The 24,499-nt window shown below is 70.0% G+C and carries 23 protein-coding genes; 5 read left to right on the forward strand and 18 right to left on the reverse strand.

The genetic code is table 11. The features are described 5' to 3' along the window. Positions 1-111 precede the first annotated feature (111 nt). The gene (locus tag QWY76_RS19675) at positions 112-1,788 is read left to right on the forward strand and encodes an alpha-amylase family glycosyl hydrolase (RefSeq protein ID WP_290313255.1); all 1,677 of its coding nucleotides are present in this window, start codon (positions 112-114) and stop codon (positions 1,786-1,788) included. Further along, on the forward strand, positions 1,776-2,891 hold the full coding sequence (gene ugpC / locus QWY76_RS19680) for a sn-glycerol-3-phosphate ABC transporter ATP-binding protein UgpC (RefSeq protein WP_290313256.1): 1,116 nt from the start codon (positions 1,776-1,778) through the stop codon (positions 2,889-2,891). The genes QWY76_RS19675 and ugpC overlap by 13 nt, the downstream gene beginning before the upstream one ends. Before the next feature lie 218 nt (positions 2,892-3,109). On the opposite strand, the gene malG is transcribed toward ugpC, so the two are convergent. The 3 genes from malG to malE all read right to left on the reverse strand — a co-directional run bounded on the left by malG (position 3,110) and on the right by malE (position 6,860). Beyond that, a complete protein-coding gene (gene malG / locus QWY76_RS19685) occupies positions 3,110-4,000 on the reverse strand; it encodes a maltose ABC transporter permease MalG (protein ID WP_290313257.1) in 891 nt (296 codons plus the stop codon). 13 nt (positions 4,001-4,013) lie between these two features. Next, positions 4,014-5,588, reverse strand: a complete 1,575-nt coding sequence (gene malF, locus QWY76_RS19690; protein WP_290313258.1) for a maltose ABC transporter permease MalF — start codon at positions 5,586-5,588, stop codon at positions 4,014-4,016. Positions 5,589-5,663: 75 nt separating this feature from the next. After that, positions 5,664-6,860 (reverse strand): maltose/maltodextrin ABC transporter substrate-binding protein MalE, encoded by a 1,197-nt coding sequence (gene malE, locus QWY76_RS19695; protein ID WP_290313260.1) that lies wholly within the window; start codon positions 6,858-6,860, stop codon positions 5,664-5,666. Between the two features lie 265 nt (positions 6,861-7,125). Here malE and QWY76_RS19700 point away from each other — a divergent pair, with 265 nt between their 5' ends. Further along, positions 7,126-8,610 (forward strand): alpha-amylase, encoded by a 1,485-nt coding sequence (locus QWY76_RS19700; protein WP_290313261.1) that lies wholly within the window; start codon positions 7,126-7,128, stop codon positions 8,608-8,610. Between the two features lie 18 nt (positions 8,611-8,628). Here the strand turns inward: QWY76_RS19700 and zapE are convergent, their stop codons facing one another. From zapE to QWY76_RS19735, 7 genes are all read right to left on the reverse strand, one after another. Next, positions 8,629-9,807: a cell division protein ZapE gene (gene zapE / locus QWY76_RS19705; protein ID WP_290313262.1), complete on the reverse strand. Its 1,179-nt coding sequence runs from the start codon at positions 9,805-9,807 to the stop codon at positions 8,629-8,631. 1 nt (position 9,808) lies between these two features. Then, complete coding sequence (locus QWY76_RS19710; protein WP_290313263.1) at positions 9,809-10,729, reverse strand: DUF808 domain-containing protein; 921 nt, start codon at positions 10,727-10,729, stop codon at positions 9,809-9,811. A gap of 153 nt (positions 10,730-10,882) precedes the next feature. After that, on the reverse strand, positions 10,883-12,223 hold the full coding sequence (astB, locus tag QWY76_RS19715; RefSeq protein ID WP_290313288.1) for an N-succinylarginine dihydrolase: 1,341 nt from the start codon (positions 12,221-12,223) through the stop codon (positions 10,883-10,885). Between the two features lie 157 nt (positions 12,224-12,380). Next, positions 12,381-13,850, reverse strand: coding sequence for a succinylglutamate-semialdehyde dehydrogenase (gene astD / locus QWY76_RS19720; RefSeq protein ID WP_290313265.1), 1,470 nt, complete (start codon positions 13,848-13,850; stop codon positions 12,381-12,383). Beyond that, the gene (gene astA, locus QWY76_RS19725) at positions 13,850-14,896 is read right to left on the reverse strand and encodes an arginine N-succinyltransferase (protein WP_290313266.1); all 1,047 of its coding nucleotides are present in this window, start codon (positions 14,894-14,896) and stop codon (positions 13,850-13,852) included. The genes astD and astA overlap by 1 nt, the downstream gene beginning before the upstream one ends. Next, entirely contained in the window at positions 14,896-15,966 is a 1,071-nt protein-coding gene (locus QWY76_RS19730) for an arginine N-succinyltransferase (protein WP_290313268.1), read from the reverse strand. Before QWY76_RS19730 ends, astA begins: the two co-directional genes overlap by 1 nt. A gap of 50 nt (positions 15,967-16,016) precedes the next feature. Next, complete coding sequence (locus QWY76_RS19735) at positions 16,017-17,231, reverse strand: aspartate aminotransferase family protein (protein ID WP_290313269.1); 1,215 nt, start codon at positions 17,229-17,231, stop codon at positions 16,017-16,019. Positions 17,232-17,419: 188 nt separating this feature from the next. On the opposite strand from QWY76_RS19735, the gene QWY76_RS19740 reads away from it, so the two are divergent. After that, on the forward strand, positions 17,420-18,049 hold the full coding sequence (locus tag QWY76_RS19740) for a class I SAM-dependent methyltransferase (RefSeq protein ID WP_290313270.1): 630 nt from the start codon (positions 17,420-17,422) through the stop codon (positions 18,047-18,049). Between the two features lie 7 nt (positions 18,050-18,056). Here the strand turns inward: QWY76_RS19740 and QWY76_RS19745 are convergent, their stop codons facing one another. The 6 genes from QWY76_RS19745 to fabV all read right to left on the reverse strand — a co-directional run bounded on the left by QWY76_RS19745 (position 18,057) and on the right by fabV (position 23,200). Further along, positions 18,057-19,031, reverse strand: coding sequence for a GlxA family transcriptional regulator (locus tag QWY76_RS19745; RefSeq protein ID WP_290313271.1), 975 nt, complete (start codon positions 19,029-19,031; stop codon positions 18,057-18,059). Then, complete coding sequence (locus tag QWY76_RS19750; protein ID WP_290313272.1) at positions 19,018-19,575, reverse strand: isochorismatase family protein; 558 nt, start codon at positions 19,573-19,575, stop codon at positions 19,018-19,020. The genes QWY76_RS19745 and QWY76_RS19750 overlap by 14 nt, the downstream gene beginning before the upstream one ends. Before the next feature lie 112 nt (positions 19,576-19,687). Continuing rightward, the gene (locus QWY76_RS19755; protein ID WP_290313274.1) at positions 19,688-20,575 is read right to left on the reverse strand and encodes a DMT family transporter; all 888 of its coding nucleotides are present in this window, start codon (positions 20,573-20,575) and stop codon (positions 19,688-19,690) included. A 48-nt stretch (positions 20,576-20,623) separates the two neighbouring features. Next, positions 20,624-21,601: a GlxA family transcriptional regulator gene (locus QWY76_RS19760; RefSeq protein WP_290313276.1), complete on the reverse strand. Its 978-nt coding sequence runs from the start codon at positions 21,599-21,601 to the stop codon at positions 20,624-20,626. A gap of 124 nt (positions 21,602-21,725) precedes the next feature. After that, positions 21,726-21,935, reverse strand: coding sequence for a hypothetical protein (locus tag QWY76_RS19765; RefSeq protein WP_290313278.1), 210 nt, complete (start codon positions 21,933-21,935; stop codon positions 21,726-21,728). A 53-nt stretch (positions 21,936-21,988) separates the two neighbouring features. Beyond that, positions 21,989-23,200: an enoyl-ACP reductase FabV gene (gene fabV / locus QWY76_RS19770; protein ID WP_290313279.1), complete on the reverse strand. Its 1,212-nt coding sequence runs from the start codon at positions 23,198-23,200 to the stop codon at positions 21,989-21,991. A gap of 161 nt (positions 23,201-23,361) precedes the next feature. Here fabV and QWY76_RS19775 point away from each other — a divergent pair, with 161 nt between their 5' ends. Continuing rightward, positions 23,362-23,751, forward strand: coding sequence for a DUF7079 family protein (locus QWY76_RS19775; protein ID WP_290313280.1), 390 nt, complete (start codon positions 23,362-23,364; stop codon positions 23,749-23,751). 15 nt (positions 23,752-23,766) lie between these two features. Here the strand turns inward: QWY76_RS19775 and QWY76_RS19780 are convergent, their stop codons facing one another. Both QWY76_RS19780 and QWY76_RS19785 read right to left on the reverse strand, forming a co-directional pair. Further along, on the reverse strand, positions 23,767-24,252 hold the full coding sequence (locus QWY76_RS19780) for a glutathione peroxidase (RefSeq protein WP_290313281.1): 486 nt from the start codon (positions 24,250-24,252) through the stop codon (positions 23,767-23,769). 24 nt (positions 24,253-24,276) lie between these two features. Then, positions 24,277-24,499 (reverse strand): hypothetical protein (locus QWY76_RS19785; protein WP_290313282.1); only part of this gene is annotated, 223 nt, incomplete at its 5' end.

Raw genomic sequence — 24,499 nt, forward strand, 5'->3', positions numbered from 1 at the left:
AGGATTTCTCCCGTCGACACTCCCGGCACCATGGCGCGACACCCGTCCCGTGCGGTTGATGCCCCGCGGACCGGCGCGAGACCTCGCGCCCGACGACTAAGGACAAGGCCCATGACCACAGAGACTTCGCGATATCTCGGCAAACAGGGCGCCGACTGGTGGCGTGGCGCGGTGATCTATCAGATCTACCCACGCAGTTTCCTGGACACCAACGGCGATGGCATCGGCGACCTGCAGGGCGTGATCGACAAGCTCGACTACATCGCCTCGCTGAATGTCGATGCCATCTGGCTATCGCCCTTCTTCACTTCGCCGATGAAGGACTTCGGCTACGACATCAGCGACTACCGCGACGTCGAGCCGATGTTCGGCACCCTCGCCGACTTCGACCGCCTGGTGGAGGCCGCCCATGCGCGGGGGCTCAAGGTCACCATCGACCAGGTGCTCTCGCACAGCTCCGATCAGCATCCCTGGTTCCAGGAGAGCCGGGCGAGCCGCGACAACCCCAAGGCCGACTGGTACGTGTGGGCCGACCCCAGGCCCGACGGCGCCCCGCCCACCAACTGGCAGGCGATCTTCGGCGGCAGTGCCTGGCAGTGGGACACCCGCCGCTGCCAGTACTACCTGCACAACTTCCTGGTCGAGCAGCCGGACCTCAACTTCCAGAACCCCGAGCTGGTGGAGGCCGTCCTCGGCGAGGTGCGCTTCTGGCTCGAGCGCGGCGTCGACGGCTTCCGCCTGGATGCGGTCAACTTCTGCACCCACGGCGAGCTCAAGGACAATCCGCCCCGCGAGGATATCGTCGAGGGCTTCATCGGTGTGCGCCCCGACAACCCCTATGGCTATCAACTCCATATCCATGACAAGACCCAGCCGGGAAACCTGACCGTCCTCGAGCGGCTGCGCGCCCTGCTCGACGAGTATCCCGGCACCACCAGCGTCGGCGAGGTCGGCGACGACGACTCGCTGGGGGTGATGGCCGCCTACACCCAGGGCGGCAACCGCCTGCACATGGCCTACTCCTTCGACCTGCTCGGTGAGCGCCATGACCCCGCCTTCCTGCGCGAGACGCTCGCCACCATGGAGGCGCGCATCGGCGACGGCTGGCCGTGCTGGGCGCTGGGCAACCACGATGTCACCCGCCTGGCCACCCGCTGGGGTGCCGAGGGCAACGCCGCGGCACTGCGGCTCTATATGGCCTTCCTGCTCACCCAGCGCGGCAGTGTCTGCCTCTATCAGGGCGAGGAGCTGGGCCAGAGCGAGGCCGAGCTCGCCTTCGACCAGCTGGTCGACCCCGCCGGCATCACCTTCTGGCCGGCCTACAAGGGCCGCGACGGCTGCCGCACGCCCATGCCCTGGCGGGCCGACGCGCCCCACGGCGACTTCTCCACGGTAACGCCCTGGCTGCCGGTGCCCGAGGCCCACCTCGGCCTGGCCGTGGACCAGCAGGACGGTGATCCGGACTCGCTGCTCAACGCCTATCGCGCCTTCCTGGCCTTCCGCCGCACCCAGCCGGCGCTGGTCAAGGGCGAGATCCGCTACCACCCGGTGCGTGACGAGGTGCTGTGCCTCGAGCGCACTCATCAGGGCAGCCGCCTGCTGGTGGCGCTGAACTTCGCCGGCGACCCCCGCGAGCTGCCGGCCCCAGGCGCCGCGCGCGCCCTCGAAGAGGCTCCGGCGATGGTCAACGGCGCCTGGCAGGACGGCACTCTCACTCTCCCGGCGTATGGCATCGCCATCGCCCGCTGCCCGCAATCCGACGAGGAGGATGCGCAATGGGACGTCTGACACTCGAAAGCATCGGCAAGGACTACGACGGCGTCGAGATCTCGCGCGACATCGACCTGGCCATCAACGACGGCGAGTTCGTGGTCTTCGTCGGCCCCTCGGGCTGCGGCAAGTCGACCCTGCTGCGCATGGTCGCCGGCCTCGAGGACATCTCCCGCGGCGAGATGTGCCTCAACGGCGAGCGGATCAACGAGATCCCGCCCCAGGAGCGCGACATCGGCATGGTCTTCCAGTCCTACGCGCTCTACCCGCACATGACGGTGGCCGAGAACATGGGCTTCGGCCTCAAGCTCGCGCGCACCGACAAGGCCGAGATCCAGCGCCGGGTCGATCACGCCGCCGGGATCCTCCAGCTGACCCCGCTGCTCCAGCGCAAGCCCAAGGACCTCTCCGGCGGCCAGCGCCAGCGGGTGGCGATCGGCCGCACCCTGGTCAAGGAGCCGGCGGTCTTCCTGTTCGACGAGCCGCTGTCCAACCTCGATGCCTCGCTGCGGGTCGAGATGCGCGTGCAGATCGCCGAGCTGCACAAGCGCCTCGGCGCCACCATGATCTACGTGACCCACGACCAGGTGGAGGCCATGACACTCGCCGACCGCATCGTGCTGCTGTCGGGCGGCCGCATCGCCCAGGTCGGCGCGCCGCTGTCGCTCTATCACTTCCCGAAGTCACTCGAGGTGGCCGAGTTCATCGGTTCGCCGCGCATCAATACCCTGCCGGTGACGGTGGTCGACCCCGGCCCGCGGCGCACCACCGTGCGCCTGCCCGCCGGCGAGACCCTGGCCGTAGCGGTAGACGGCCGCGGCCTCAAGGCCGGCGACACGGCCACCCTGGGAATTCGCGCCGAGGACTTCGTGTCGCCCGAGCAGGGCGAGGCGACCCTCAAGGCCAAGCTGATGGTGGCCGAGAAACTCGGCTACGAGACGCTGGCCCACCTGAAGGTCGATGGCGTCGAGGGCACCATCACCCAGCGCCTGGACGGCCTGGCCCACCTCGAGGAACATCAGGTCATCGATCTGGGCCTGTCCAGCGAGCATTGCCACCTGTTCGCCGACGATGGCCGGGCCTGCCCGCGCCAGGTGGAGATTCCCGGCATCGCCCACTGAACGAGAGGCTTTCCTGCCGACCACGCCCCGGTGCGCCTCGCGCCCGGGGCGTTGTCGTTGGGGCCTTGTCGTTGCCATGGCCCTTCATCGGGCTTCATGGCTCCCCTGCGGGGTAGCGGCCGATGCCGGCGCTGCCCACGACCCCACATAAAAAACCCCGGCGAAGGCCGGGGAAGCGGGAGTCCCGGACGGGACGAGGAAGCAGGGAGCGAGGGGATTCAGCCCTTGACGCCGCCAGCGGTCAGCCCGCCGGTGATCCAGCGCTGGCAGAGCAGGAAGACCAGGGTGATGGGCAGCCCCGAGAGCACCGCGGCGGCGGCGAAGTCGCCCCAGCGCTGGTTGTGCTCGGCGAGGTACTGCTGGGCGCCGACGGCCAGGGTCAGCTTGTTCTCGTCGAGCAGCAGCACCGAGGCCATCGGGTACTCCATGATCGACATGATGAAGGCGAGGATGAACACCACCACCAGGATCGGCACCGACAGCGGCAGCAGGATATGCCGGAAGGCCTGCCAGGTGCTGGCGCCGTCGACCATGGCGGCCTCCTCCAGCGAGCCGTCGATGGATTCGAAGTAGCCCTTGATCGTCCAGATGTGCAGCGCCACCGCGCCCAGCGAGGCGAGGATCAGCGCGCCGTGGGTGTTGATGCCCAGCCAGGGCACCAGTTGCCCCAGGCGGTCGAACAGCGCGTAGAGGGCCACCAGCGAGAGCACCGCCGGGAACATCTGGAAGATCAGCATGCCCTTGAGGATCGGTGCCTTGCCCTGGAAGCGCATGCGCGCGAAGGCATAGGCGCTGGTGGTGGAGAGCGCCAGGATCATCAACGAGGACACCACCGCCACCTTGATCGAGTTCCACAGCCACAGCATCACCGGGAACGGCGGCTGGACGACGGTGCCGTCGGGGCGCTCCCAGGGGATGCCGAAGGCCAGCGCCCAGTGTTCCAGCGAGAAGCGCTCGGGGATCAGGCTGCCGGTGGCGAAGTTGCCCTCGCGGAAGGAGATCGAGATCACCAGCAGCAGCGGGAACACCACCAGGCTGACGAACCCCAGCAGCGCGAGGTGGGCGCCCAGCTTGCGGGTGCGGATGGAACGGGGTTGAACCATGGCCATGAGACGACTCCTGTTAGACCTTGACCTTGGACAGGCGCAGGTTGAGCGCCGAGAGGCCGACCACCAGCAGGAAGATCAGGGTGGCGATGGCCGCCGCCAGGCCGAAGTTCTGGCCGGCATCCTGGAAGGCGATGCGGTAGGTGTAGCTGACCAGCAGGTCGGTGGTGCCCGCCGGGGTGCTCGCGCCGAGGATGTCCGGACTCCCTTCGGTGAGCAGGGCGATCAGCACGAAGTTGTTGAAGTTGAAGGCGAAGGAGGCGATCAGCAGCGGCGTCAGCGGCTTGAGGATCAGCGGCAGGGTGATCCTGAACAAGTTGGTCAGCGGTCCGCCACCGTCCACCGCCGAGGCCTCGAAGAGGTCGCGGGGGATCGACTGGATCAACCCCATGCACAGCAGCAGCATGTAGGGATAGCCCAGCCAGGTGTTGACGATCAGCAGCATGGTGCGGGCCAGCGCCGGATCGGTGAACCAGTCGGGGCTGATGCCGAACAGATTCTCGAGGATCAGGTTTATCTCCCCGTAGTTCTGGTTGAACATGCCCTTGAAGATCAGGATCGAGATGAAGGCCGGCACCGCATAGGGCAGGATCAGCACGGTGCGGTAGAGGGCCTTGCCGCGCAGATGCTCCCACTGCAGCAGCGACGCCAGCAAGAAGCCCACCGCCAGGGTGAACACCACCGTCAGCCCGGCGAAGACGAAGGTCCAGACGAAGATCTGCAGGAAGGGCCCGCGAATGTCCGGGTCGGTGAAGATCTTGGTGTAGTTGTCCAGGCCCACCGACACCGGCCAGCCGGGGGTGAGCCGTTCGCCGTCCTCGGTGACGAAGAAGCCGCGCTCGTGGTCGGGCGTCAGGGTGGTGCCGTCGCGCCGGTCGGTCAGGCTGCCGTCGGGATTCTCGGCAAAGCGCGGCAGCATCGGCGCGAAGCTGCGCAGGCCCGCCATCTTGAGCTCGGTACCGTCCGGCGTCACCAGGGTCAGGCTCTGCAGGCGGTCGCGCAGGGCGATCACCTCGCGCAGGCCCAGCGCCTCGCCCGACGGGGCCGCCTCGGCCGACTCGACCGCCAGGGGTTGCCCTTCCACGGCGTGTGCCAGCGGCTCGGACACCAGCCGTCGCATGCCTTCCAGGTCGCCGGCGCCCTTGGCGTCCAGATAGAGGCGCGTCCGATTGCCCTCGCGAACCAGCCGGAAGTCGAAGGCCTGCCCCTCGGCCTGGTAGGTCTGGTCGAGGAACTGGGCTCGCACCCGCTCCTCGCTGAGCAGGTTGCTCGAACTGTAGTTGCTGAAGCTGATGCCGATGGTATAGACCAGCGGGAAGATCACGAACACGCCCATCCCGGCGAGCGCCGGGAAGATATAGCGATGACTCATCAGCTCACGCCTGCCGAACACGATCGCCAGGCTGGCCCCCAGCACCAGGAACAGCAGCGAGAACATCCACTGGCCGCGCAGGTGGAAGGCCACCACCAGCCACAGGGTGGCCAGCACCAGCAGTGCCGTCAGTGCACGCAGCGCCCAGCGGGTATAGCGCTCGGCGGGGTAGCGGGAGCGATGGCGCGGCAAGCCGCGCGAGGCATTGGTCACGAACATGGGATCACCTGCGGTCTGCCCCGGCCGGGCGGTGGTTCATGGCCGGCCGGGTACCTGGGCACTGGAAGGGAGGCGTTACTCGATGGCGTTACGGATGCGCCCGGCGGCGGCATCCAGCGCCGCCTGGGGAGCCTGTCGGCCGCTGCCGATGTTCTCCAGCGCCGGCCCCATGGCCGACCAGAAAGCGCCCATTTCGGGAATGTTGGGCATCGGGGCGCCGAGTTCGGCGTTCTCCAGGGTCGCGGCGATCCGCGGATCGGACTCCAGGTCCTGCTGGTAGGCCTTGTGGGCCATGGCGCCCAACGAGCCATCGCCGTTGAAGGTGCGCAGGCCCTGCTCCTCGAGCAGATAGCTCTCGAGGAACTCGGTGGCCAGGAAGTCGTTGGGCGAGGCCGAGTTGATCATCGCGGCCATCACCCCGAACAGCGGCTTGGCGCGCTCGTCGCCGACCCGGGGCAGCAGTGCCACGCCGAAGTCGATGCCGCTCTTCTCCAGGTTGCTCCAGGCCCAGGGACCGTTGATCATGGCGGCCACCTCGCCCTGGTTGAACCGCGTGTCGGTGACACTGTAATCGGTACCCTCGGGCAGCACGCCGGTCTCGATCAACTCACGCAGCAGGCTGGCACCTTCCACGGCCCCGGCGTTGTTGACCCCGATATCGCCGACCTCATAGCCGGACTCGGTGCGCTGGAAGGGGTAGCCGCCGTTGGCCGCCAGCAACGGCCAGCTGAAGTAGGGTTCGCCGTAGTTGAAGAGGATCGCCTTCTTGCCCTCCTCCTGGAGCTCGGCATCGAGCTCTTTGAGCTCGGCGAAGCTCTCCGGCGGCGTCTCCACCAGGGCCTTGTTGTAGATCAGGCCCAGCGACTCCACCGAGATGGGATAGCCGTAGCTCTCGCCGTTCCACTCGACGGCGTCCCAGGTGAAGTCGAAGTAGCGCTCGCGGTAGCTGTCGGAGGGCGCGACCGCATCGAGCAACCCGCTCTTGGCCCACTCCCCGATGCGATCATGGGCGAAGATGACGATGTCCGGCCCCTGGCCGCTGCCGGCGGCCTGCTGGAAGCGGTTGGTAATGTCGTCGGGATGGACGATATCGACGGCGATACCGGTATCGGTGGTGAACCGCTCGGCCACCTCGCGGATGCCCTGGGGCCCCTTGTTGTCGCCTATCCAGACGGTCAGGGTATCGTCCTCGAAGGCCATCGCCGGGAGGGCGGCGCCGGCGCTCAGGGTGGTGACCAGCAGCGGGGTGAGGAAGGCGTGGCGTCGGGTCATGGGTCGCTACCTCGGGTATTGTCGTGGCGTGTTGTGTTGTTGTGGCGTCACCCCGTATCGCCCAGGCGGCACGGGGAGCAATAGCGCCTAGCCTGGTCAATCCGGGGCAAGGCTTCCTCCTCCCCGGGAGGCGCAGGGGTGGCGTACAGGAGGGGCGTAGGGAGGGGGAAGCCGGGCGTCCCGCGGGAGGAGGGCGAGTTTGACGTCCGCCGCTAGCATGGGTCGGGCCATGCCTTCCCTCCACGACAACCACAACGGGATGCCCATGAAAGCAAAGCATTCGATTGCCCTGGCCGCGACCCTGGCCCTGTCGGCCCCGCCGGCCACGGCCGCCACCGACAGCGCCCCATCGCGGGGCGACCCCCGGCGCCTGGGCGACGCGCAAGCGGTGATGGTGCATCTGTTCGAATGGCGCTGGGACGATATCGCCACCGAGTGCGAGACCCATCTCGGCCCGGCCGGCATCGACGCCGTGCAGGTCTCGCCGGCCAACGAGCATATCGCCCTCGACGGCGTCGACGGGGCCTGGTGGGCCCGCTACCAGCCGGTGAGCTATGCGCTGACCTCGCGCAGCGGCGACCGCGAGGCCTTCGCCGAGATGGTCGAGCGCTGCGACGCCGCCGGCGTGGCCATCGTCGCCGATGGGGTGATCAACCATATGGCCGGCATCGGCGAGGGCGTCGGCATCGCCGGCACCGCCTACGCCCCCTTCCACTACGCCGAGCTGTACCGACGCGACGACTTCCATCACTGCGGCCGTCATGGCAACGACCAGATCCACAGCTACCAGGACCGCGACGAGGTGCAGACCTGCCACCTGCTGGGGCTGGCCGACCTGGCCACCGAGCGCGAGGCGGTGCGCGACACCATCGCCGACTATCTGCAGTCGCTGCTCGACCTCGGCGTGGCCGGCCTGCGGATCGACGCCGCCAAGCACATGCCGGCGGCGGATGTCGCGGCGATCCTCGAGCGTCTCGAGGGTGACCCCTATGTGTTCCAGGAGGTGATCGACCCGGGCAGCGAGCCGATCAAGAAGTGGGAGTATGCCCCGGCCGCCGCCGTCACCGAGTTCGGCTACTCGCACCACCTGGCCCAGGCCATCGCCAGCGGCGACCTGGCCGGCCTCGAAACGCTGGGACGAGGCGACGACTGGCTGGCAGACGATGCCCTGGTGTTCGTCGACAACCACGACAAGCAGCGCGGCCATGTGGGCGGCGGCATGCTGATGCACCGCGACGCCCTCTATCCGCTGGCCAACGTCTTCATGCTCGCCTGGCCCTATGGCACGCCCAAGCTGATGTCGAGCTATACCTTCGACGATGGCGACCAGGGCCCGCCCGCGCTGGCCGAGGAGGGCTGGCGCACCCGGCGGGTACATGGCGAGGACGGCCTGGGCTGCCTGGCTCACGACGAGCTGGAGCGACGCGGCTGGGTCTGCGAGCACCGCTGGCCCGAGATCAGCGCCATGGTCGGCTTCCGCGAGGCGGTCGGCGACGCCCCCCTCACCCACTGGCAGGCGGACGGCGCCTCGCGCATCGCCTTCGCACGCGGCGACCGCGGCTTCGTGGCCATGAATCGCGCCGAGGCGACCTGGGCGGCCACCCTCGACACCGGCCTGCCGGCGGGCGAGTACTGCAACCTGCTGGACGACTGTGCCACCCGGGTGACGGTGGACGCGGCGGGCCGGGCCGGGTTCGCGGTCCCCCGCGACGCCGCCGTGGCGCTGCGCGCCGACCGGCCTGCCCCCTGACACCGTTCGGGGCGAGCGTCAGCCGCCCCTGAAGCGCGCCAGCTGCATCTCGCGCAGCCGGCTCAGGGTACGGCGGAAGGGAAAGGCCAGCTGGCCATCGCGATAGAGGGCCTCGAGGGGCACGTCGGCCTCGAGGTAGAGCGGCACGCCGCGGTCGTAGCATTCGTCGACCAGGGCGATGAAGCGCCTCACGCCATCGTCCTGACGGGTCAGCGCGGGCAGCTCGCGATCGCCGGCGGCGACCCGGGCGCTGGCATCCTCGGTGCCCCGGGCGATAGCGCGGTCGGGAAGGCCCATGTCGAGGCGCGGGACCCCGCCGAGCAGTACATGGCGGAAGCGGTCGCAGAGGCCGATGAAGTCCAGCGCCGAGAGGGGCTGCTCGCACAGCGCCGCGTAGCGGCACCACAGCACGTCGTCGCTGTGTGCCTCCACCGGGATGGCGCGGTGGCCAAGCTCGATGGGCGACGTGCCCCTCGCCCGGCCGCCGCAGAGCCTGGCGAAGACCTCGGCCAGGGCGGAGGGCTGATTGGATTCGCGAACCCAGTAGCGGCGCAGGCCTTCACCCGGGTGGCGACGATGGTCCTCGTCGCCGTCCAGGTGCACCACCCCCATATGGCGGACGATCGCGTCGATCGCCGGCAGGAAGCGCTCACGGTTGAAACCGTCGGCATAGAGCTGCGCCGGCGCCTGGTTGGAGGTGACCACCAGCACCACCCCCTCCTCGAAGAGCGCGCCCAGCAGGCGCCCCAGCAGCATGGCATCGGCGATGTCGCTGACGAAGAGCTCATCCAGACACAGCACCCGCACGTCCGCGGCGAGCTCCGCCGCCAGTTGGCGCAGCGGATCGGAGGTGCCCGACAGCTGGAACTGCCGTCGATGCAGCCAGCGCATGAAGTGATGGAAATGCTGACGCCTGGCCGGCACCTCGAGGGCACGATGGAAACGATCCATCAGCCAGGTCTTGCCACGCCCCACCGAGCCCCACAGGTAGACGCCGGGCACCGCCCCCTCGCCCCTGGCCAGGGCCTGGAAGGTCGCCTCCAGGGCCTCGACCGCCCGCCACTGGGCCGCGTCGGCGACGAAGCCACGCTGCTCGAGGGCCTCGCGATAGTCGACGCGCGGCGAGCCGGGAGCCGCGACAACGTTCTCCGGATCGCGCGATGTCGGGGTGTCGAGTTCTCCACCATCCCCTGCCATGTCAGCCCCGGCGCAGTTGCTGAATCAGCGTCACCCCGCCCAGCACCACGCCCCCGACCGCGAGGCCGAACACCAGGTTGAGCAGCATCGGGCCCAGGCCATGGACGATGGCATCGAGCCCGGGCACCGCCAGCTCGACCTCGGCGACGCCCTGGACGAGATGGTGCACGGCGGGAATGCCGTGACTGAGGATGCCGCCCCCCACCAGGAACATGGCCACGGTGCCGACCACCGAGAGCAGCTTCATCAGGTAGGGAGCCCCGGCCACCAGCCCCCGGCCGATGGCGGCCAGGCCCCCCTCGCGACGACTGAGGTAGAGGCCCAGGTCGTCGAGCTTGACGATGCCGGCGACCAGCCCGTAGACCCCGACGGTCATCAGCAGGCCGATGCCGACCAGCACCGCCACCTGCTGGCCGAGCGCCACCCCGGCCACCGTGCCCAGGGTGATGACGATGATCTCGGCGGAGAGGATGAAGTCGGTGCGGATGGCGCCCTTGATGCGCTCTCTTTCAAACTCGCGCATATCGACGGCCTCGCTGGCCAGGGCCTCGACCCGGCGGGCGTGCTCCGCCTCGTCCTCCTCGCCATGCAGGAACTTGTGGGCCAGCTTCTCGGCCCCCTCGAAGCACAGGTAGGCCCCGCCCAGCATCAGCAGCACGGTTACCAGGGGGGGCAGGAAGGCGCTGATCAGCAGCGCCGCGGGAATCAGGATCACCTTGTTGCGCAGCGACCCCTTGGCCACCGCCCAGACCACCGGCAGCTCGCGGTCGGCGTTCACGCCGGTGACCTGCTGGGCGTTGAGGGCCAGGTCGTCGCCCAGCACCCCGGCGGTCTTCTTGGCCGCCACCTTGGTCATCAGCGAGACGTCGTCGAGGATGGTGGCGATATCGTCGATCAGGGTCAGCAGGCTGCTACCGGCCACGAGGGCCTCCTTTGGCAGTGAATGGACGGCCACCAGCATAACCGCCCCCCTGCCCCACGCCGAGCCCCGGCCCGCGATTCCGCCACGGCTGACGACAAGAAAGCCCCGCCGGCGGCGGGGCTACGCGATCACGGGCCCTGCTCGCCGGGCGGCTCAGCAGCGCTGGAAGGGATAGACGCTGCCCAGTTCGAGCAGGCCGGTCAGCTCGTCCAGCGCGGTGAGCGTCTCGGTCGCCAACTGCGGGTCGGCCAGGTCGGCCGGCGCCAGGCGGTCGCGGTAGTGACGCTCGACCCAGGCGGTGAGCTCGGCGTACAGCGCATCGTCGAGCAGCACCCGGCCGGAGAGCGCGGCCCGCTCCGCCGCGGACAGGGCCACGCGCAGCCGCAGGCAGGCCGGCCCGCCACCGTTGCGCATCGACTGCTTGACGTCCTTGACCACCACCTCGGCGATCGGGTTGTGGCCCGCCAGCAGGTGGTCCTGCAGGCAGCGCCACACCGCCTCCCGCTCCTGGCACTCCCCCGGCACCACCAGGGTCATGGTGCCGTCGGGATTGCTGAGCAGCTGGGAGTTGAACAGGTACGAGGCCACGGCATCGTCCAGGCTCACCGCCTCGACGGGCACTCGCACCGGGATCAGGGGCGTGGCCATCTTCTCGCGCAGCGCCTCCAGGGTGCCCTGCTCGTCGCGGAAGGCCATCTCGTGGTAGAGCAGCACCGGGCCGTTGCCCACCGCGATGACATCGTTGTGGAAGACCCCGGCGTCGATGGCCGCCGGGTGCTGCTGGGCGAACACCGTCTGCGCCGCGGCGAGGCCATGCTGGCGGGCCACCGCCTGGCTGGCCTCGAGGGTCTGGCGGGCCGGGAAGCGGCGCGGCTCGACGCCGTCGCCGCCGAACGCCTGGCGGCCGTAGACGTAGAGGTGCACCCCCGGCGCGCCATGCTCGCCGGCCAGCCGGGTATGGTTGGCCGCGCCCTCGTCGGAGAACGCCGGGGTCGCCGGCAGCACCGGATGATGGGCGAAGTGCGCCTCGTCACGGAAGATCGCCCCCAGCACCCGGGCGGTGGTCGCCGGCTCCAGGTAGCGGTGGAAGCTCGACTGCAGGTTGGCGGGGGTGAAGTGCACCCGGCCGTCGGCGGCGTCGACGCTGGGCGTCACCGTGCCGGCATTGGCGGTCCACATGCTGGACGCCGAGCACACCGCCCGCAGCAGCTGCGGCGCCTCGCCGGCGGCCCGGGCCAGCACCTCGGCGTCGCTGCCGGAGAAGCCCAGGGCGCGCAGCGCGCCCAGGTCGGGCCGCTGCTGGGGCGGCAGCACGCCCTGGGCGTAGCCGGCGTCCATCAGCGACTTCATCTTCTCGAGGCCCTGCAACGCGGCCTCGCGGGGATTGGCCACCAGCCCCTCGTGGCTCATCGAGGCCACATTGCCATGGGCCAGTCCCGAGTAGTTGTGGGTCGGCCCGACCAGGCCGTCGAAGTTGACCTCGCGCACCGTCATGTCCTGGTCCTGGCTCACAGCGTCACCCCCGGCGGCAGCTTGTCGGGCAGGTGCAGGTCGCTCTCCATGGAGGCCAGCGGATAGGCGCAGTCGTCCGCTGGGCTCATGTAAGCAGGCGCTCGGAGCGCCTCGGTCGGGATAAGGATCATATGCTGGTTCATAGGTGCACCCCCGGCGGCAGCTTGTCGGGCAGGTGCAGGTCTTCGCTCTCCATGGAGGCCACCGGATAGGCACAGTAGTCCGCGGCATAGTAGGCACTGGGGCGGTGATTGCCGCTGTCGCCCACGCCGCCGAAGGGCGCGTCGCCGGAGGCGCCGGTGGTCTGGCGGTTCCAGTTGACGATGCCGGCGCGGATGCGCAGCAGGAAGTCGTCCCAGTCGGCGCGCTCGCCGCCGATCAGGCCGGCGGACAGGCCATAGCGAGTGTCGTTGGCCAGCGCCAGGGCCTCATCCCAGTCGCGGTAGCGGTAGACCTTGAGCAGCGGGCCGAAGTGCTCCTCGTCGGGAACCGCCAGGCCGGTGACATCGATCAGCGCCGGCGAGAGCAGGCTGGTGCCCGCCGCCAGGCGCTCCATGCGCGCCAGCACGGTGCCGCCCATGGCCTCGAGGGCGTCCTGGGCCTCGAGCAGGCCGTCGGCCGCCGCCGGGCTCACCAGGCCGCCGTAGAAGGGCGCCGGCTCGCTGAACTGGCCGGCCACGTGGAGCCGCGAGATGGCGTCGGACAGCGCGTCCAGCAGGTGGTCGCCCACCTGCCCGTCCGGCACGATCAGCCGACGCGCACAGGTGCAGCGCTGGCCGCCGGACAGGAAGGCGGACTGCAGGATGGACAGCACCACGGCATCCTGGTCGGGCACGTCCTTGATCACCAGCGGGTTGTTGCCGCCGAGTTCGAGGGCCAGGATCTTGTCGAGCTGATCGGCGAACTGGCGCTGCAGCACGCCGCCGACCCTGGCGCTGCCGGTGAACAGCAACCCGTCGATGCCGGGATGCGCCGACAGCGCCTGGCCCACCGGGGCCGCGCCCTGCACCAGGTTGATCACCCCCTCCGGGAGGCCGGCCTCGCGCCAGCACTGCAGGGTCAGGTCGGCGGTCAGCGGGGTCTGCTCGCTGGGCTTGAAGACCACGCTGTTGCCGGCCAGCAGCGCGGGCACCATGTGGCCGTTGGGCAGGTGGCCGGGGAAGTTGTAGGGACCGAACACGGCCATCACGCCATGGGGACGATGGCGCAGCACCGCTCGGGCCTCGCCCAGGTCGCGCTCGCGCTCGCCGGTGCGCTCCTGGTAGCTGCGGATCGAGATCGCCACCTTGCCGATCATCGCGCCGACCTCGGTGCGGGCCTCCCACAGCGGCTTGCCGGTCTCGCCGGCGATGGCCGTCGCCAGGTCCTCGCGATGGGTCTCCAGCACCTCGCGGAAGCGCTCCACCAGCGCCTGGCGCGCCTCGAAGGGCTGGCGTGCCCAGGCCGGGAAGGCGGCGCGGGCCGCGTCCACCGCGGCGCCCACCTGGGCCTCGGAGGCGGCGGCGCCCTGCCACAGCGTCTCGCCCGAGACCGGGTCCTGCTTGGCGAAGGCCGCGGCCTCGCCCTGGTGCCACTGGCCGCCGATCAGCAGCCGTTGCATCGCCTTCATCACGCCTCCTCGTCAGTATCCAGTATGCGCAGGGTGTCGCCGGAGCCGACCTCGAGGCGCCTGGCCTCGGCCTCGCTCAGCGTCACCACGCCATCGTCATCGGGACCGCGCCCCACCCAGGCCGCGCGGAACCCGGCCATGGAGGTGGTGGCGGCCAGCCAGCGCGGCCGCGGCGCCTGCGCCAGCTCGCCGGCCTTGACCTCCACCCGGCAGGTCCGCGACAGGCGGACCCCGCGCACGTCGTCGACATAGGCCTCCACGGTGGGGCCACCGTCGAAGATGTCGATGAAGCCCTCCCAGCGCAGGCCCTCCTTCTTGAGCATGGCCAGCGCCGGGCGGGTGTGCTCGTGGACCTGGCCGATGCAGGCCCGGGCCTCCTCGGAGAGGAAGGGAGTGTAGATGGGGAACTTGGGCATCAGCTCGCCGATGAAGCTCTTCTGGCCCAGCCCGGTCAGCCGGTCCGCCTCATTGAAGTCCATGGGGAAGAAGTGGCTGCCCAGGCACTCCCAGAAGGGACTGCGTCCCTCGGCATCGAACACGCCGCGCATCTCGGCGAGCACCTTGTCGGGGAAGCTGTCGCGGAACTCGGCCATGAACAGCCAGCGCATCATCGACAGCAGCGCGCCGTTGCGCTCGTGGCGGCGGTCGGCACCACGGTACTCGGGGCGCAGAAACAGCGAGGCCACCTCGGCGTCGCCGGTGTGGTCGGAGCTCAGGAACAGGGTGTCGATGGTGCGGTGCAGGTCGAGTTGCACCGAGGAGTGCGCCAGGGTGCCCACCCGGTAGTGGTAGAACGGCACCTCGCGGCCCACCTGGCCCTCGATGGCACAGCAGCCGGCCAGCCGGCCGGTGGCCTCGTCTTCGAGGACGAAGAAGTAGAGCCGCTGGTCGACCGGCGTCTGCTGGGCGAAGGCGCTCGCCGCGATGTCGATCTTGGCGGCCAGGAAGTCGCGGTTGTCGGGCAGCGAGGTGAACCCCACCCCGGTCTCCCGGGCCAGGGCCTGCAGCTCGTCCAGGTCGGACGGGGCAATGGGTCGGATGCGCATCACAGCTCTCCCTCGTCGTAGCCCGGGTCATGCTCGTCGCCCGGCAGGGCCAGCGGCGCGGCCAGCACGGCGCGGCCCTCCTCGACGCCGAGTTGCTCGGCGTGCTGCGGTGACAGCATCAGCTGACCGGTGGGCGACAGCGCGTAGCGCGCCACCACGCAACGGAAGTCGCCGAGGCGCTGGTTGGCGATCATCGCCGGCTCGGCATCCGGCAGCGAGTGAGGCGGACGGATGCGTACCGGATGCCAGGCGGCGCGCCGGAAGCTCTCGAGCCGGTCGCGCTCGCCCTTGATCACCGGTCCCGCGTCGAAGATGTCGACATGGCGCGAGCGCAGGAAGCCCTCGGCGAGCATCTCGTCCATGGCCGACTCGTGGTCCGGGTGCTCGCGACCGATGGCGGCCCGCGCCTGGGGCGTGAGCAGCGCCAGATAGAGCGGGAACTGGGGCATCACCTCGGCGATGAAGCTCTTCGAGCGCACCCCGGCCACGTAGTTGATCTCCTGGTAGTCGCGCACGAAGAAGTGACGCCCCACGCTGTTCCAGAACGGCGACTGCTGGTCGTCGTCGAGATAGCCGGGGAAGGCCATCGCCAGGATCTCGGCGAAGCGTTCGGGGTACTGGGCGATGAACATCAGCCGCGCGCGGCGCAGCAGGCTCTCGGCGCTGGTGCCCCGGTAGCGGGGATCCAGCGAGTAGGCGCACAGCAGGCTCGCCTCGGAGACCTCGTGGGACAGCGACAGGGTCTGCACCTCGCGGCGCACGTCGAGCTGCTGCGAGGCGTGGATGAGGGTCTCCTGCCGGTAGGTGTAGTAGGCCTCCCGGGCGCCGGCCTGGGCGCGAATGGTGGCGGTGCCGACCACCTCGCCGCGCTCCTGGTCCTCGAGCACGAAGGTGTAGTGTTCGTCGCCGGGGAACTCCACCTCGGCCTCGAAGGCGCGCTGGGAGCGCGTGATGCGCTCCTCGAGGCGGTCCCGGTGGGCCGGCAGGTTGGTCAGGCGCGGCGTGGCGCTGCCGGCCAGCCGCTCCAGGGCCGGCAGGTCCGCCGGCCGGGTGGGACGTACGACCAGCATGGCATGGCCTCCACTGGATGATTCGGGGTCTCGCGGGGCGCGGCCGAGGCTCACTGGGCGGCCACCATCCGGGCGATCGCCCGCTCGAGGCGCGCCATGCCCTCGGCGATGTCGGCCTCGGGAATCACCAGCGACGGCGCCATGCGCAGCACATTGGGGCCGGCGACCAGCGCCATCACGCCCTCCTCGATGGCCAGCGGCAGGATGTCCTTGGCACGATTCTGGTAATCGTCGCTCATCTCGGCACCGACCAGCAGGCCCATGCCGCGGATCTCCTTGAACACCCCGTGCTTGCGGTTGATCGCCTCGAGGTGCTCGCGGAACAGGTCGTGGCGCTGCTTGACGCCGCCCAGCACCTCGGGGGTGTCGATGTGCTCGATGGCGGCCAGGGCCACGGCGGAGGCCAGGGCGTTGCCGCCATAGGTGGAGCCATGGGTGCCGATGGCCATGGCCGGGGCGATGCGGTCGGTGGTCAGCATGGCGCCCACCGGGAAGCCGCCGCCCAGGGACTTGGCGCTGGTCAGGATGTCCGGAATCACGCCGTAGTCCATGTAGGCGAACAGCGAGCCGGTGCGGCCCACGCCGGTCTGCACCTCGTCGAAGATCAGCAGGGCGTCGTGCTGGTCGCACAGCTCGCGCAGCCCCTGGAGGAAGGCGGGATCGGCGGGCAGGATGCCGCCCTCGCCCTGCATCGGCTCGACCATCACCGCACAGGTGTCGCCATCGATCAGCTCGCGCACGCTGTCCAGGTCGTTGTACTCGCCGTGGACGATGCCGCCCGGCACGGGGCCGAAGCCCTGGGAGTACTTGGGCTGGCCGCCGACGCTGACGGTGAAGAAGGTGCGGCCATGGAAGGACTGGGCGAAGGAGACGATGCGGTGCTTGTGCTCGCCATGGGTGTCATGCGCCCAGCGGCGTGCCAGCTTCAGCGCGGCCTCGTTGGCCTCGCCGCCGGAGCTGCACAGGTAGACCTTGTCGGCGAAGGTGCGCTCGACCAGCGAACGGGCCAGCTTGAGGGCCGGCTCGTTGGTGTAGACGTTGGAGAGGTGCCACAGCCTGTCGGCCTGCTCCTTGAGGGCATTGACCAGCACCGGATGGCAATGGCCCAGGGAGTTCACCGCGATGCCGCCGGCGAAGTCGATGTACTCCTTGCCCTGCTGGTCCCACAGGCGGCTGCCCTCGCCGCGCACCGGAATGGCCTTCTGGGGCGCATAGTTGGGCACCATGTACTGGTCGAAGTCGCTGCGGGTCGGGGTCTGGGTCATGTCACTCTCCGTTGTCGCGAGCCGAGGCTCGTCAGGCTGAATCCACGTTCATTCGAGTATAGGGAGCCCCCCGGCGGGGGGCTTTCAGCAATGGGACGGCGAATTGTGAAAAAGGCAGTAGCGCGGCCATCGCTACCCGTCACGGCGGGATCGGCTATGGTAGGAGTCTGTTCGAGGAGGATGTCCGGATGCTCAACACCACGGCCTGGAACCGCCTGCGCTATGGCCTCTATGCCCCGCTCTACGACCACGTCGCCGAGCGCGCCTTTCGCCAGGCGCGCCGTCAGGCGATGGCCCAGGTGCACTGGCGACCGGGCATGCGGGTGCTGCTGGTGGGGGCCGGCACCGGTCTCGACCTGCCCTGGCTGCCCCGGGACATCGAGCTGCATGCCACCGACCTGTCCCCGGCCATGCTGCAGCGCCTGGCCGCCCGCGCCGAGGCCATGGGGCGGGACGTGGAGAGCGAGGTGATGGACGCCGAGGACCTGCACTACCCCGACGGTCACTTCGACGTGGTGGTGATGCACCTGATCCTGGCGGTGATGCCGGACCCGGCACGAGGCCTGGCCGAGGCCCGCCGGGTGCTGGCCGCCCATGGCCAGCTGTGCGTGATGGACAAGTTCCAGGCCGACGAGCGCCCGGCCGGGGCCGGCCGGCGGGCGCTGAACCTCGTCACCTCGGCGATCGCCACCGACATCACCCGCCAGGCCCGGCCGCTGCTGGAAGGCGCCGGCTTCGTGATCGAGGCCGACCGGCCGGTGCTGATGGGCTCGCTGTTCCGCGCCCTGCTGGCGCGCAAGGCGGCCGCGCCGGGCTGAGACGGGCTCAGGCCGGCGAGGCGAGCCGGCGGCGCCAGGCCTGGGGCGAGTCCGCGGCGAAGCGCTTCCAGGCACGGCGCAGCTGGCGGTCGTCGCCCAGGCCCACCTCCGCGGCGATTCGCGCCAGGCTCCAGGGTGTCTCCTCCATCAGCTGGCGGGCCAGCTGCAGGCGCAGCCGGGTCAGGTAGTCCCCCGGCGACATGCCCGCCACGGCGACGAAGCGGCGACGCAGGTGGCGCTCGCTCATCACCGCCACCTCGGCCATGCCGCTCAGGCTCCAGCGCTCCTTCAGCCGCGCGCAGAGCGCGTCCTGCAGGCGATGGATGCGCTCGTCGACGTGGTTGCGCCCCTCGAGCCAGCTGCCCAGCTGGGGCTCGTGCCCGCTGCGCCTCAGGTAGAGCACCATCTCCCGGGCCACGGCCAGCGCCAGGCGATGCCCGAGGCGTCGGGTCAGCCAGTGCAGCATGGTATCGATGCCGGTGGAGATGCCGGCACTGGTCAGGCAGCGGCCGTCCTCGATGAAGATGCAGTCGCCCTGCACCCGGGCGCCGGGGGCCAGCTCGCGAAGGCGCGGCAGCAGGGTATGGTGGGTGGTGCAGCGCCGCCCATCCAGCAGCCCGGCCTCGGCCATCAGCAGCGACCCCGAGCAGATGCCCATCACGGTCTCGGCCGCGGCGGCGTGGCGGCGCAGCCAGGCGACGCAGGTCGGCTGCAGCCGGGAGTCGATGCCCCGCCGATACTGGCCGGGCACGACCAGCAGGTGCCGCGGCTCGAGGGCGTCCGGCAGCGGCGCGATACCGGACAGCGACAGCGGCCCCAGCCAGTCCAGAGACTCCCGGGGGCCGAAGTAGCAAACCTTGATATCACCCGCCAGCCGCTGGGCCACATGCAGCACCTGCAGCGGCCCGACCAGGTCCAGCGGTACCTGGCCGGGGAGCATCAGCACCCCGACCCTCAGTTCGTCCGTCTCAGGCGGCGGCACCGCGCCACTCCTGCCGCAGGGTGTCGACGTCGACGATCCGCGCGAAGCGCCCCTCCAGCACCAGCTCGGTGTGCTCCCGGATCGCCTCGGCGCTCCAGGTCCGGGCGTGGCGAGTCATGGGGAAGGTCAGGGTCGCCTCGCTGACGAAGTCCACCGCGAAGCCGAGGTCGGCGGCGACCCGCGTCGTGGTCTCGCAGCACTGCTCGGTGCGAATGCCGCTCACCAACAGCTGGCGGATGCCGCGCTCGTGCAGCCAGGCCTCCAGGCCGGTGTCGGTGAAGGCGTTGTGGGCGCGCTTGTGGAAGGTCACCGCGGCGGGATCGTCGAAGCCGTCGAGCGGATGGATCAGGCCACGCTCGGGATCGAAGGGCGTGCCGCTGCCCGGCGCCTCGTGGAAGATGCGCACCAGCGGAATGCCGGCCTCATGGGCCAGGTCCAGCAGGGCGCGCTGGCGGTGACGCCAGGCGGCGGCCAGGGTCTCGTCCCAGTAGTCGCGGGCGGGGAAGGAGGCCTGGACATCGATCAGCAACAGGGCGGTGGTCATCGTCTCGATTCTCTCATTGGGATGGAACCATCACCATAGCCCCGGGGAGGCGACGCGAACGGGCCCGCCCGGCCAGCAAGCGGACACTTTCGGCCATGCTGGCGTCGAGGACTCAGCCGGCCCGTGGCGGCGACAGCGTGCACCAGACGCCGACGATCACCACCAGGCTGCCCGCCAGCTCGCGGCCGAGAATGGGGTCGCCCAGCCACAGGAAGGCCCCGACCATGGTGAAGACCGGCAGCAGGTTGAGGTAGACGGCGGTCCGCGTCGGCCCCAGTGCGGCCAGCGCCTGGTTGTAGAGCAGCAGGGCGACGACCGAGGGGAACACCCCCAGGTAGGCCAGCCCGGCCAGTTCCTCGCCGGACAGCCGCGGCAGCACCTGCCAGGCCCCCTCCAGCAGGGCGATCGGCGCCAGGGCGAGGTTGGCGATGACCAGCATCACCAGCAGCCCGCCATAGCGGGGGAAGCGCGCCATGTGGCGCTTGACCAGCAGCGAATAGCCCACCCAGACCAGCACCGCCAGCAGCATGATCAGATCCCCCGGGTTGATCCCGCCCGGCATGGCCAGCTCGCCCTCCCCGGCGGTGATCACCGCCAGGGCGCCGGCGAAGGACAGCCCCACGCCCAGCCACTGCCGCCCGCGGAAGCGCTCGCCGAACAGCATGGCGCTCAACAGCAGGGTGACCACCGGAATCAGGCTCTCGAGGATGGCCACGTTGGTCGGCGAGGTGAACTTGAGCGAGGCGTAGATCAGGGCGTTGAAGAAGGCCACGCCGGACAGCGCCAGGCCCAGCAGCGGCCGCCAGTGACGGCGGAAGACCGGCCAGGCACGGCGCGCCTGGCGAAGCCCCAGTGGCAGCACCACCAGCAGCGCGATGGCCACGCGCCCCAGGGAGATGGTGAAGGGCGGCAGCCCCGCCAGGGCCTTGCCGACCAGGATATTGCCCGAGAAGATGGCCACCACCATCAGCAGCAACAGGTGGGGTCGCAGCGCGTGCATCGCGTCTCCCGTCCATGGGCCGCCGGCACGCTGGCCGACGGGCCGGCGTCACCCCAGGCGCTCCTCCCGCGGGGTGATGCCGAAGTGGTTGCGATAGGCGGTGGAGAAGTGCGCCGCCGAGGAGAAGCCGGTCTGCAGGGCGATCTCGCCGGCGGGCCGGTCGCTCTCGCGCAGCAGCCGCCGCGCCTGCTGCAGGCGCAGGTTGAGGTAGTAGCGGCTGGGCACCGCCTGCAGGTGCTTCTTGAACAGCCGCTCGAGCTGGCGCCGCGAAATGCCGAGGTGCTCGGACAACTCGTGAGTCGTCAGCGGCTCCTCGATGTTGGACTCCATCAGCGCCACGGCGTCCACCAGGCTCTGGGGCGCATGGCCGAGCCGGGTACGCAGCGGCACCTGCTGGGGCTCGTCGCCCATGCGGATGCGCTCCAGCACGAAGTGCTCCGAGATCCGCTCGGCCAGCTCCCCGCCGTGCTGGCTGCCGATCAGGGTCATCATCATGTCCATGGCCGCGGTGCCGCCGCCACAGGTCAGGCGGTCGCGGTCGATCTCGAACAGCTGCTGCGACAGGCGCACCCGCGGATAGTCCCGGGCGAAGGTCGAGAAGCGCGGCCAGGGCAGGGTCGCCCGATAGCCATCCAGCACCCCGGCCCGGGCCAGCAGCTCGGTGCCGCCACCGATCCCGCCCAGCACCACCCGGGCGGCGGCCAGGCGCCGCAGCCAGTCGAGCAGGCCCACCGGCACGCTGCCCGCGAGCGGCCCGGGGGCGCAGACCAGCAGCATGTCCAGGGCCTGGTCGGGCTCCCCGGCGACGGCCTGGGGCATCAGTGCCTGCCCCGAGGCGCTGGCCACGGGGCGCTCGTCGACGGCGAAGGTCGACAGGCGATAGAGGCTCCGCCCCTCCAGGCGATTGGCCACGAACAGCGGCTCGGTGGCGCAGGCCTGGGCCAGCAGCGAGAAGCCGGGCAACACCACGACCCCCACATGCCGTGACACCGGCACAGGCGATGGGGCGATCGGGGACTCGGGCATGGGGGTGCTCTCGTTGCGGGAAGAAGGCCTCATTCTATCCAAAGGCCGCCGTCACGACAGCCGCCCGCAACGCACGACGCCGGGCCCGGGGCCCGGCGTCACGTCACGAGACCGGTGCGACGGATCAATCGCTGAGGCCGATCACCAGCAGCCCGATGACCAACACCGCCACCACCACGATGAGCACCGGCAGCAGCCAGGTCAGACCCTGGGCGGACTGGTGCGCCTCGGGCTGCTCCTCATCGGGCTCGGGGTGCTCGAAGTCCTCGGGCTGGCTGACCTCCTTGAAGTGCTCCCGTTCCTCTTCCGGCGTCTTGCTTTCCCTGGTATCCATACCGACCTCCTGGGTTCGCGGATCTCGGGACAGGCCGCCGGCGAACCGGGGCCCTACAGGTTTACGACATCGAATTCCGCCACGGGATTCACCTCGGCGTCGTAATCGACGTCCTCCCGCTCGAAGCCGAACAGCTTCAGGAACTCGTGCTTGTACCCAGCGTAGTCGGTGATCTCGAAGAGGTTCTCGGTGGTCACCTGGGGCCAGAGGTCCTTGCAGGCCTGCTGGACATCGTCACGCAGCTCCCAGTCGTCGAGGCGCAGGCGCCCCACCTCGTCGGTGACGAGTGCACCGCCCTGCCCTTCGGGTGAATAGAGCCGCTCGGCGAACAGGCGGTTGAGCTGGTCGATGGTGCCCTCGTGCAGGCCCTGCTCCGTCATCACCTTGTAGACCATGGCGATGTACAGCGGCATGACCGGGATGGCCGCGCTGGCCTGGGTGACCACGGACTTGAGCACCGCCACGTTGGCGCCACCGCCCTGCCCGGCCAGGCGCGTGTCGATCTCGCCGGCGGCGCGGTCCAGGTCCTCCTTGGCCTTGCCCAGGGCGCCATGCCAGTAGATCGGCCAGGTGATCTCGGTGCCGATGTAGCTGAAGGCCACCGACCGGGCGCCCGGGGCCAGCACGCCGGCCTGGTCCAGGGCGTCGATCCACAGTTCCCAGTCCTCGCCGCCCATCACCGCGATGGTGTCCTCGATCTCCTGCTCGGTGGCCGGCTCGACCTCGGCCTCGATGATCGCATCCTTGTTGGTGTCGATGGCGGTGGCGCGGTAGGTCTCGCCGATGGGCTTGAGGACCGAGCGCTTGAGCTCGCCGCTGTCCGGCAGCTTGCGCACCGGCGAGGCCAGCGAGTAGACCACCAGGTCGACCTGGCCGAGGTCCTGCTTGATCAGCTCGATGGCCTTGTCGCGGGCCGCGTGGGAGAAGGCGTCGCCGTTGATCGACTTGCTGTACAGGCCCTCGGCCTTGGCGAACTTGTCGAAGGCGGCGGCGTTGTACCAGCCGGCGGTGCCCGGCCTCTTCTCGGTGCCCGGCTTCTCGAAGAACACGCCCAGGGTGTCGGCGCCATAGCCGAAGGCGGCGGTGATGCGCGCCGAGAGGCCGTAGCCGCTGGAGGCCCCGATCACCAGGACCTTCTTCGGCCCGACGCTCTTGTCCAGGCCCCGCGCCCGGGTCGCCTCGATCTGCTCGAGCACGTTCTTCTCGCAGCCGACGGGATGGGTGGTGGTGCAGATGAAACCGCGTACCTTGGGCTTGATGATCACGACAGACCTCTTCTTGGCTTCGGGGCGCGCCGCGGCGCGGCCCTGTTACATGGCATTCGTCAGTGGCGACATTCTAGCGGCCCCGGCCCGGGCTGTCCGCCCTTGAGCGACGCGGGCGGCTGGGGCAGGATGCTCGGCACGCCCCCGAGCAGGAGAATCCCATGGACGCGCAGACCCTCGTCGACGAGCGCGGTGAGCTTTGGCTGGCCCTGGCGCCGCTGTGGCTGGAGCGGGAACCGCGGGAGACCGACTACGCCCGCATGGTCGAGGTGATCCAGCGCCATGACCTGACCCTGCACGAGCTGGAGTGGGTGTTCCGCCTGGAGCTGGCGCCGGTGCTGGCCCGCCACCAGATGTCGGTGGCCGGGGAGTGGCGTCGCTTCGACGACCACAAGCTGATGCGCCAGCTGGTGGCCCACAACCTGCGGCTCACCGGCTGGCGGCGCAGGAGCTGGGCGCTGTTCTCCGGGCTGACCACCATGATGGCCCGCCATCGCTGGAGCGAACTGATGGAACGCGTGGCGGTGGCCCGGGGCGAGCCCGGGCTCTGACGGCGGCGCTCCGCCTCAGGGCTCGTCGAGCGCCTGCTCCAGGGCCTCGATCAGCACCTCGGCCCCGTCGCGGGGCGAGAAGCGCCGGATCACCCGGCCGTCCCGGCCCACCAGGAACTTGGTGAAGTTCCACTTGATCATGCCGGTGCCGAACACCCCCGGGGCCGCGCGCTTGAGTTCCACGAACAGCGGGTGGGCGTCCGGCCCGTTGACCCTGATCTTCTCCATCAGCGGGAAGGTCACGCCGTACTCGCGCTCGCCGAAGGCACAGAAGGCCTGGGCCGTCTCCGGCGACTGGTGGGCGAACTGGTTGCAGGGAAAGGCCAGCACGGTGAAGCCCCGGTCGCGGTAGCGCCGGTAGAGTCGCTCGAGGTCCCGCAGCTGGGGAGTGAAGCCGCACTTGCTGGCCACGTTGACGATCAGGAGCACCTGGCCGCGCAGGGCACGGAGATTGAAGGGCTCGCCGCGGTGGGTGCGGCAATCGTGATCATGGATGCTCATGGCGCGTGCTCGCTATCTGTTCCCTCACGATGCCACTTCCGGCCCCGTGGCGCCAGCCCCGGACCCGCTGCCGGTGTCCCGCGGCAGGCCGCGGCGCAGCTCACGGAGGTGGCGTCGCAGACGACGACGCAGCCGGCGCCGCTCGGCGGCGGCCAGGGGGGCATAGACCAGCCGCTCGAACGCCTCGGCCGCGGCCAGCAGCGCCGGCCCGGCGGCGCCGGCCTGGGGGGCCAGGCGCCGCAGGTGG

It is taken from the genome of Halomonas maura (genome assembly GCF_030409305.1).
Lineage (GTDB): Bacteria > Pseudomonadota > Gammaproteobacteria > Pseudomonadales > Halomonadaceae > Halomonas > Halomonas maura.

Bases quoted from the DNA above. Each gene is read 5' to 3' on its own strand.
- QWY76_RS19675 (WP_290313255.1), top strand. From the start codon at position 112: ATGACCACAGAGACTTCGCGATATCTCGGCAAACAGGGCGCCGACTGG.
- ugpC (WP_290313256.1), top strand. From the start codon at position 1,776: ATGGGACGTCTGACACTCGAAAGCATCGGCAAGGACTACGACGGCGTC.
- malG (WP_290313257.1), bottom strand. From the start codon at position 4,000: ATGGCCATGGTTCAACCCCGTTCCATCCGCACCCGCAAGCTGGGCGCC.
- malF (WP_290313258.1), bottom strand. From the start codon at position 5,588: ATGTTCGTGACCAATGCCTCGCGCGGCTTGCCGCGCCATCGCTCCCGC.
- malE (WP_290313260.1), bottom strand. From the start codon at position 6,860: ATGACCCGACGCCACGCCTTCCTCACCCCGCTGCTGGTCACCACCCTG.
- QWY76_RS19700 (WP_290313261.1), top strand. From the start codon at position 7,126: ATGAAAGCAAAGCATTCGATTGCCCTGGCCGCGACCCTGGCCCTGTCG.
- zapE (WP_290313262.1), bottom strand. From the start codon at position 9,807: ATGGCAGGGGATGGTGGAGAACTCGACACCCCGACATCGCGCGATCCG.
- astB (WP_290313288.1), bottom strand. From the start codon at position 12,223: ATGACGGTGCGCGAGGTCAACTTCGACGGCCTGGTCGGGCCGACCCAC.
- astD (WP_290313265.1), bottom strand. From the start codon at position 13,850: ATGAAGGCGATGCAACGGCTGCTGATCGGCGGCCAGTGGCACCAGGGC.
- astA (WP_290313266.1), bottom strand. From the start codon at position 14,896: ATGCGCATCCGACCCATTGCCCCGTCCGACCTGGACGAGCTGCAGGCC.
- QWY76_RS19730 (WP_290313268.1), bottom strand. From the start codon at position 15,966: ATGCTGGTCGTACGTCCCACCCGGCCGGCGGACCTGCCGGCCCTGGAG.
- QWY76_RS19735 (WP_290313269.1), bottom strand. From the start codon at position 17,231: ATGACCCAGACCCCGACCCGCAGCGACTTCGACCAGTACATGGTGCCC.
- QWY76_RS19740 (WP_290313270.1), top strand. From the start codon at position 17,420: ATGCTCAACACCACGGCCTGGAACCGCCTGCGCTATGGCCTCTATGCC.
- QWY76_RS19750 (WP_290313272.1), bottom strand. From the start codon at position 19,575: ATGACCACCGCCCTGTTGCTGATCGATGTCCAGGCCTCCTTCCCCGCC.
- QWY76_RS19755 (WP_290313274.1), bottom strand. From the start codon at position 20,575: ATGCACGCGCTGCGACCCCACCTGTTGCTGCTGATGGTGGTGGCCATC.
- QWY76_RS19760 (WP_290313276.1), bottom strand. From the start codon at position 21,601: ATGCCCGAGTCCCCGATCGCCCCATCGCCTGTGCCGGTGTCACGGCAT.
- QWY76_RS19765 (WP_290313278.1), bottom strand. From the start codon at position 21,935: ATGGATACCAGGGAAAGCAAGACGCCGGAAGAGGAACGGGAGCACTTC.
- QWY76_RS19775 (WP_290313280.1), top strand. From the start codon at position 23,362: ATGGACGCGCAGACCCTCGTCGACGAGCGCGGTGAGCTTTGGCTGGCC.
- QWY76_RS19780 (WP_290313281.1), bottom strand. From the start codon at position 24,252: ATGAGCATCCATGATCACGATTGCCGCACCCACCGCGGCGAGCCCTTC.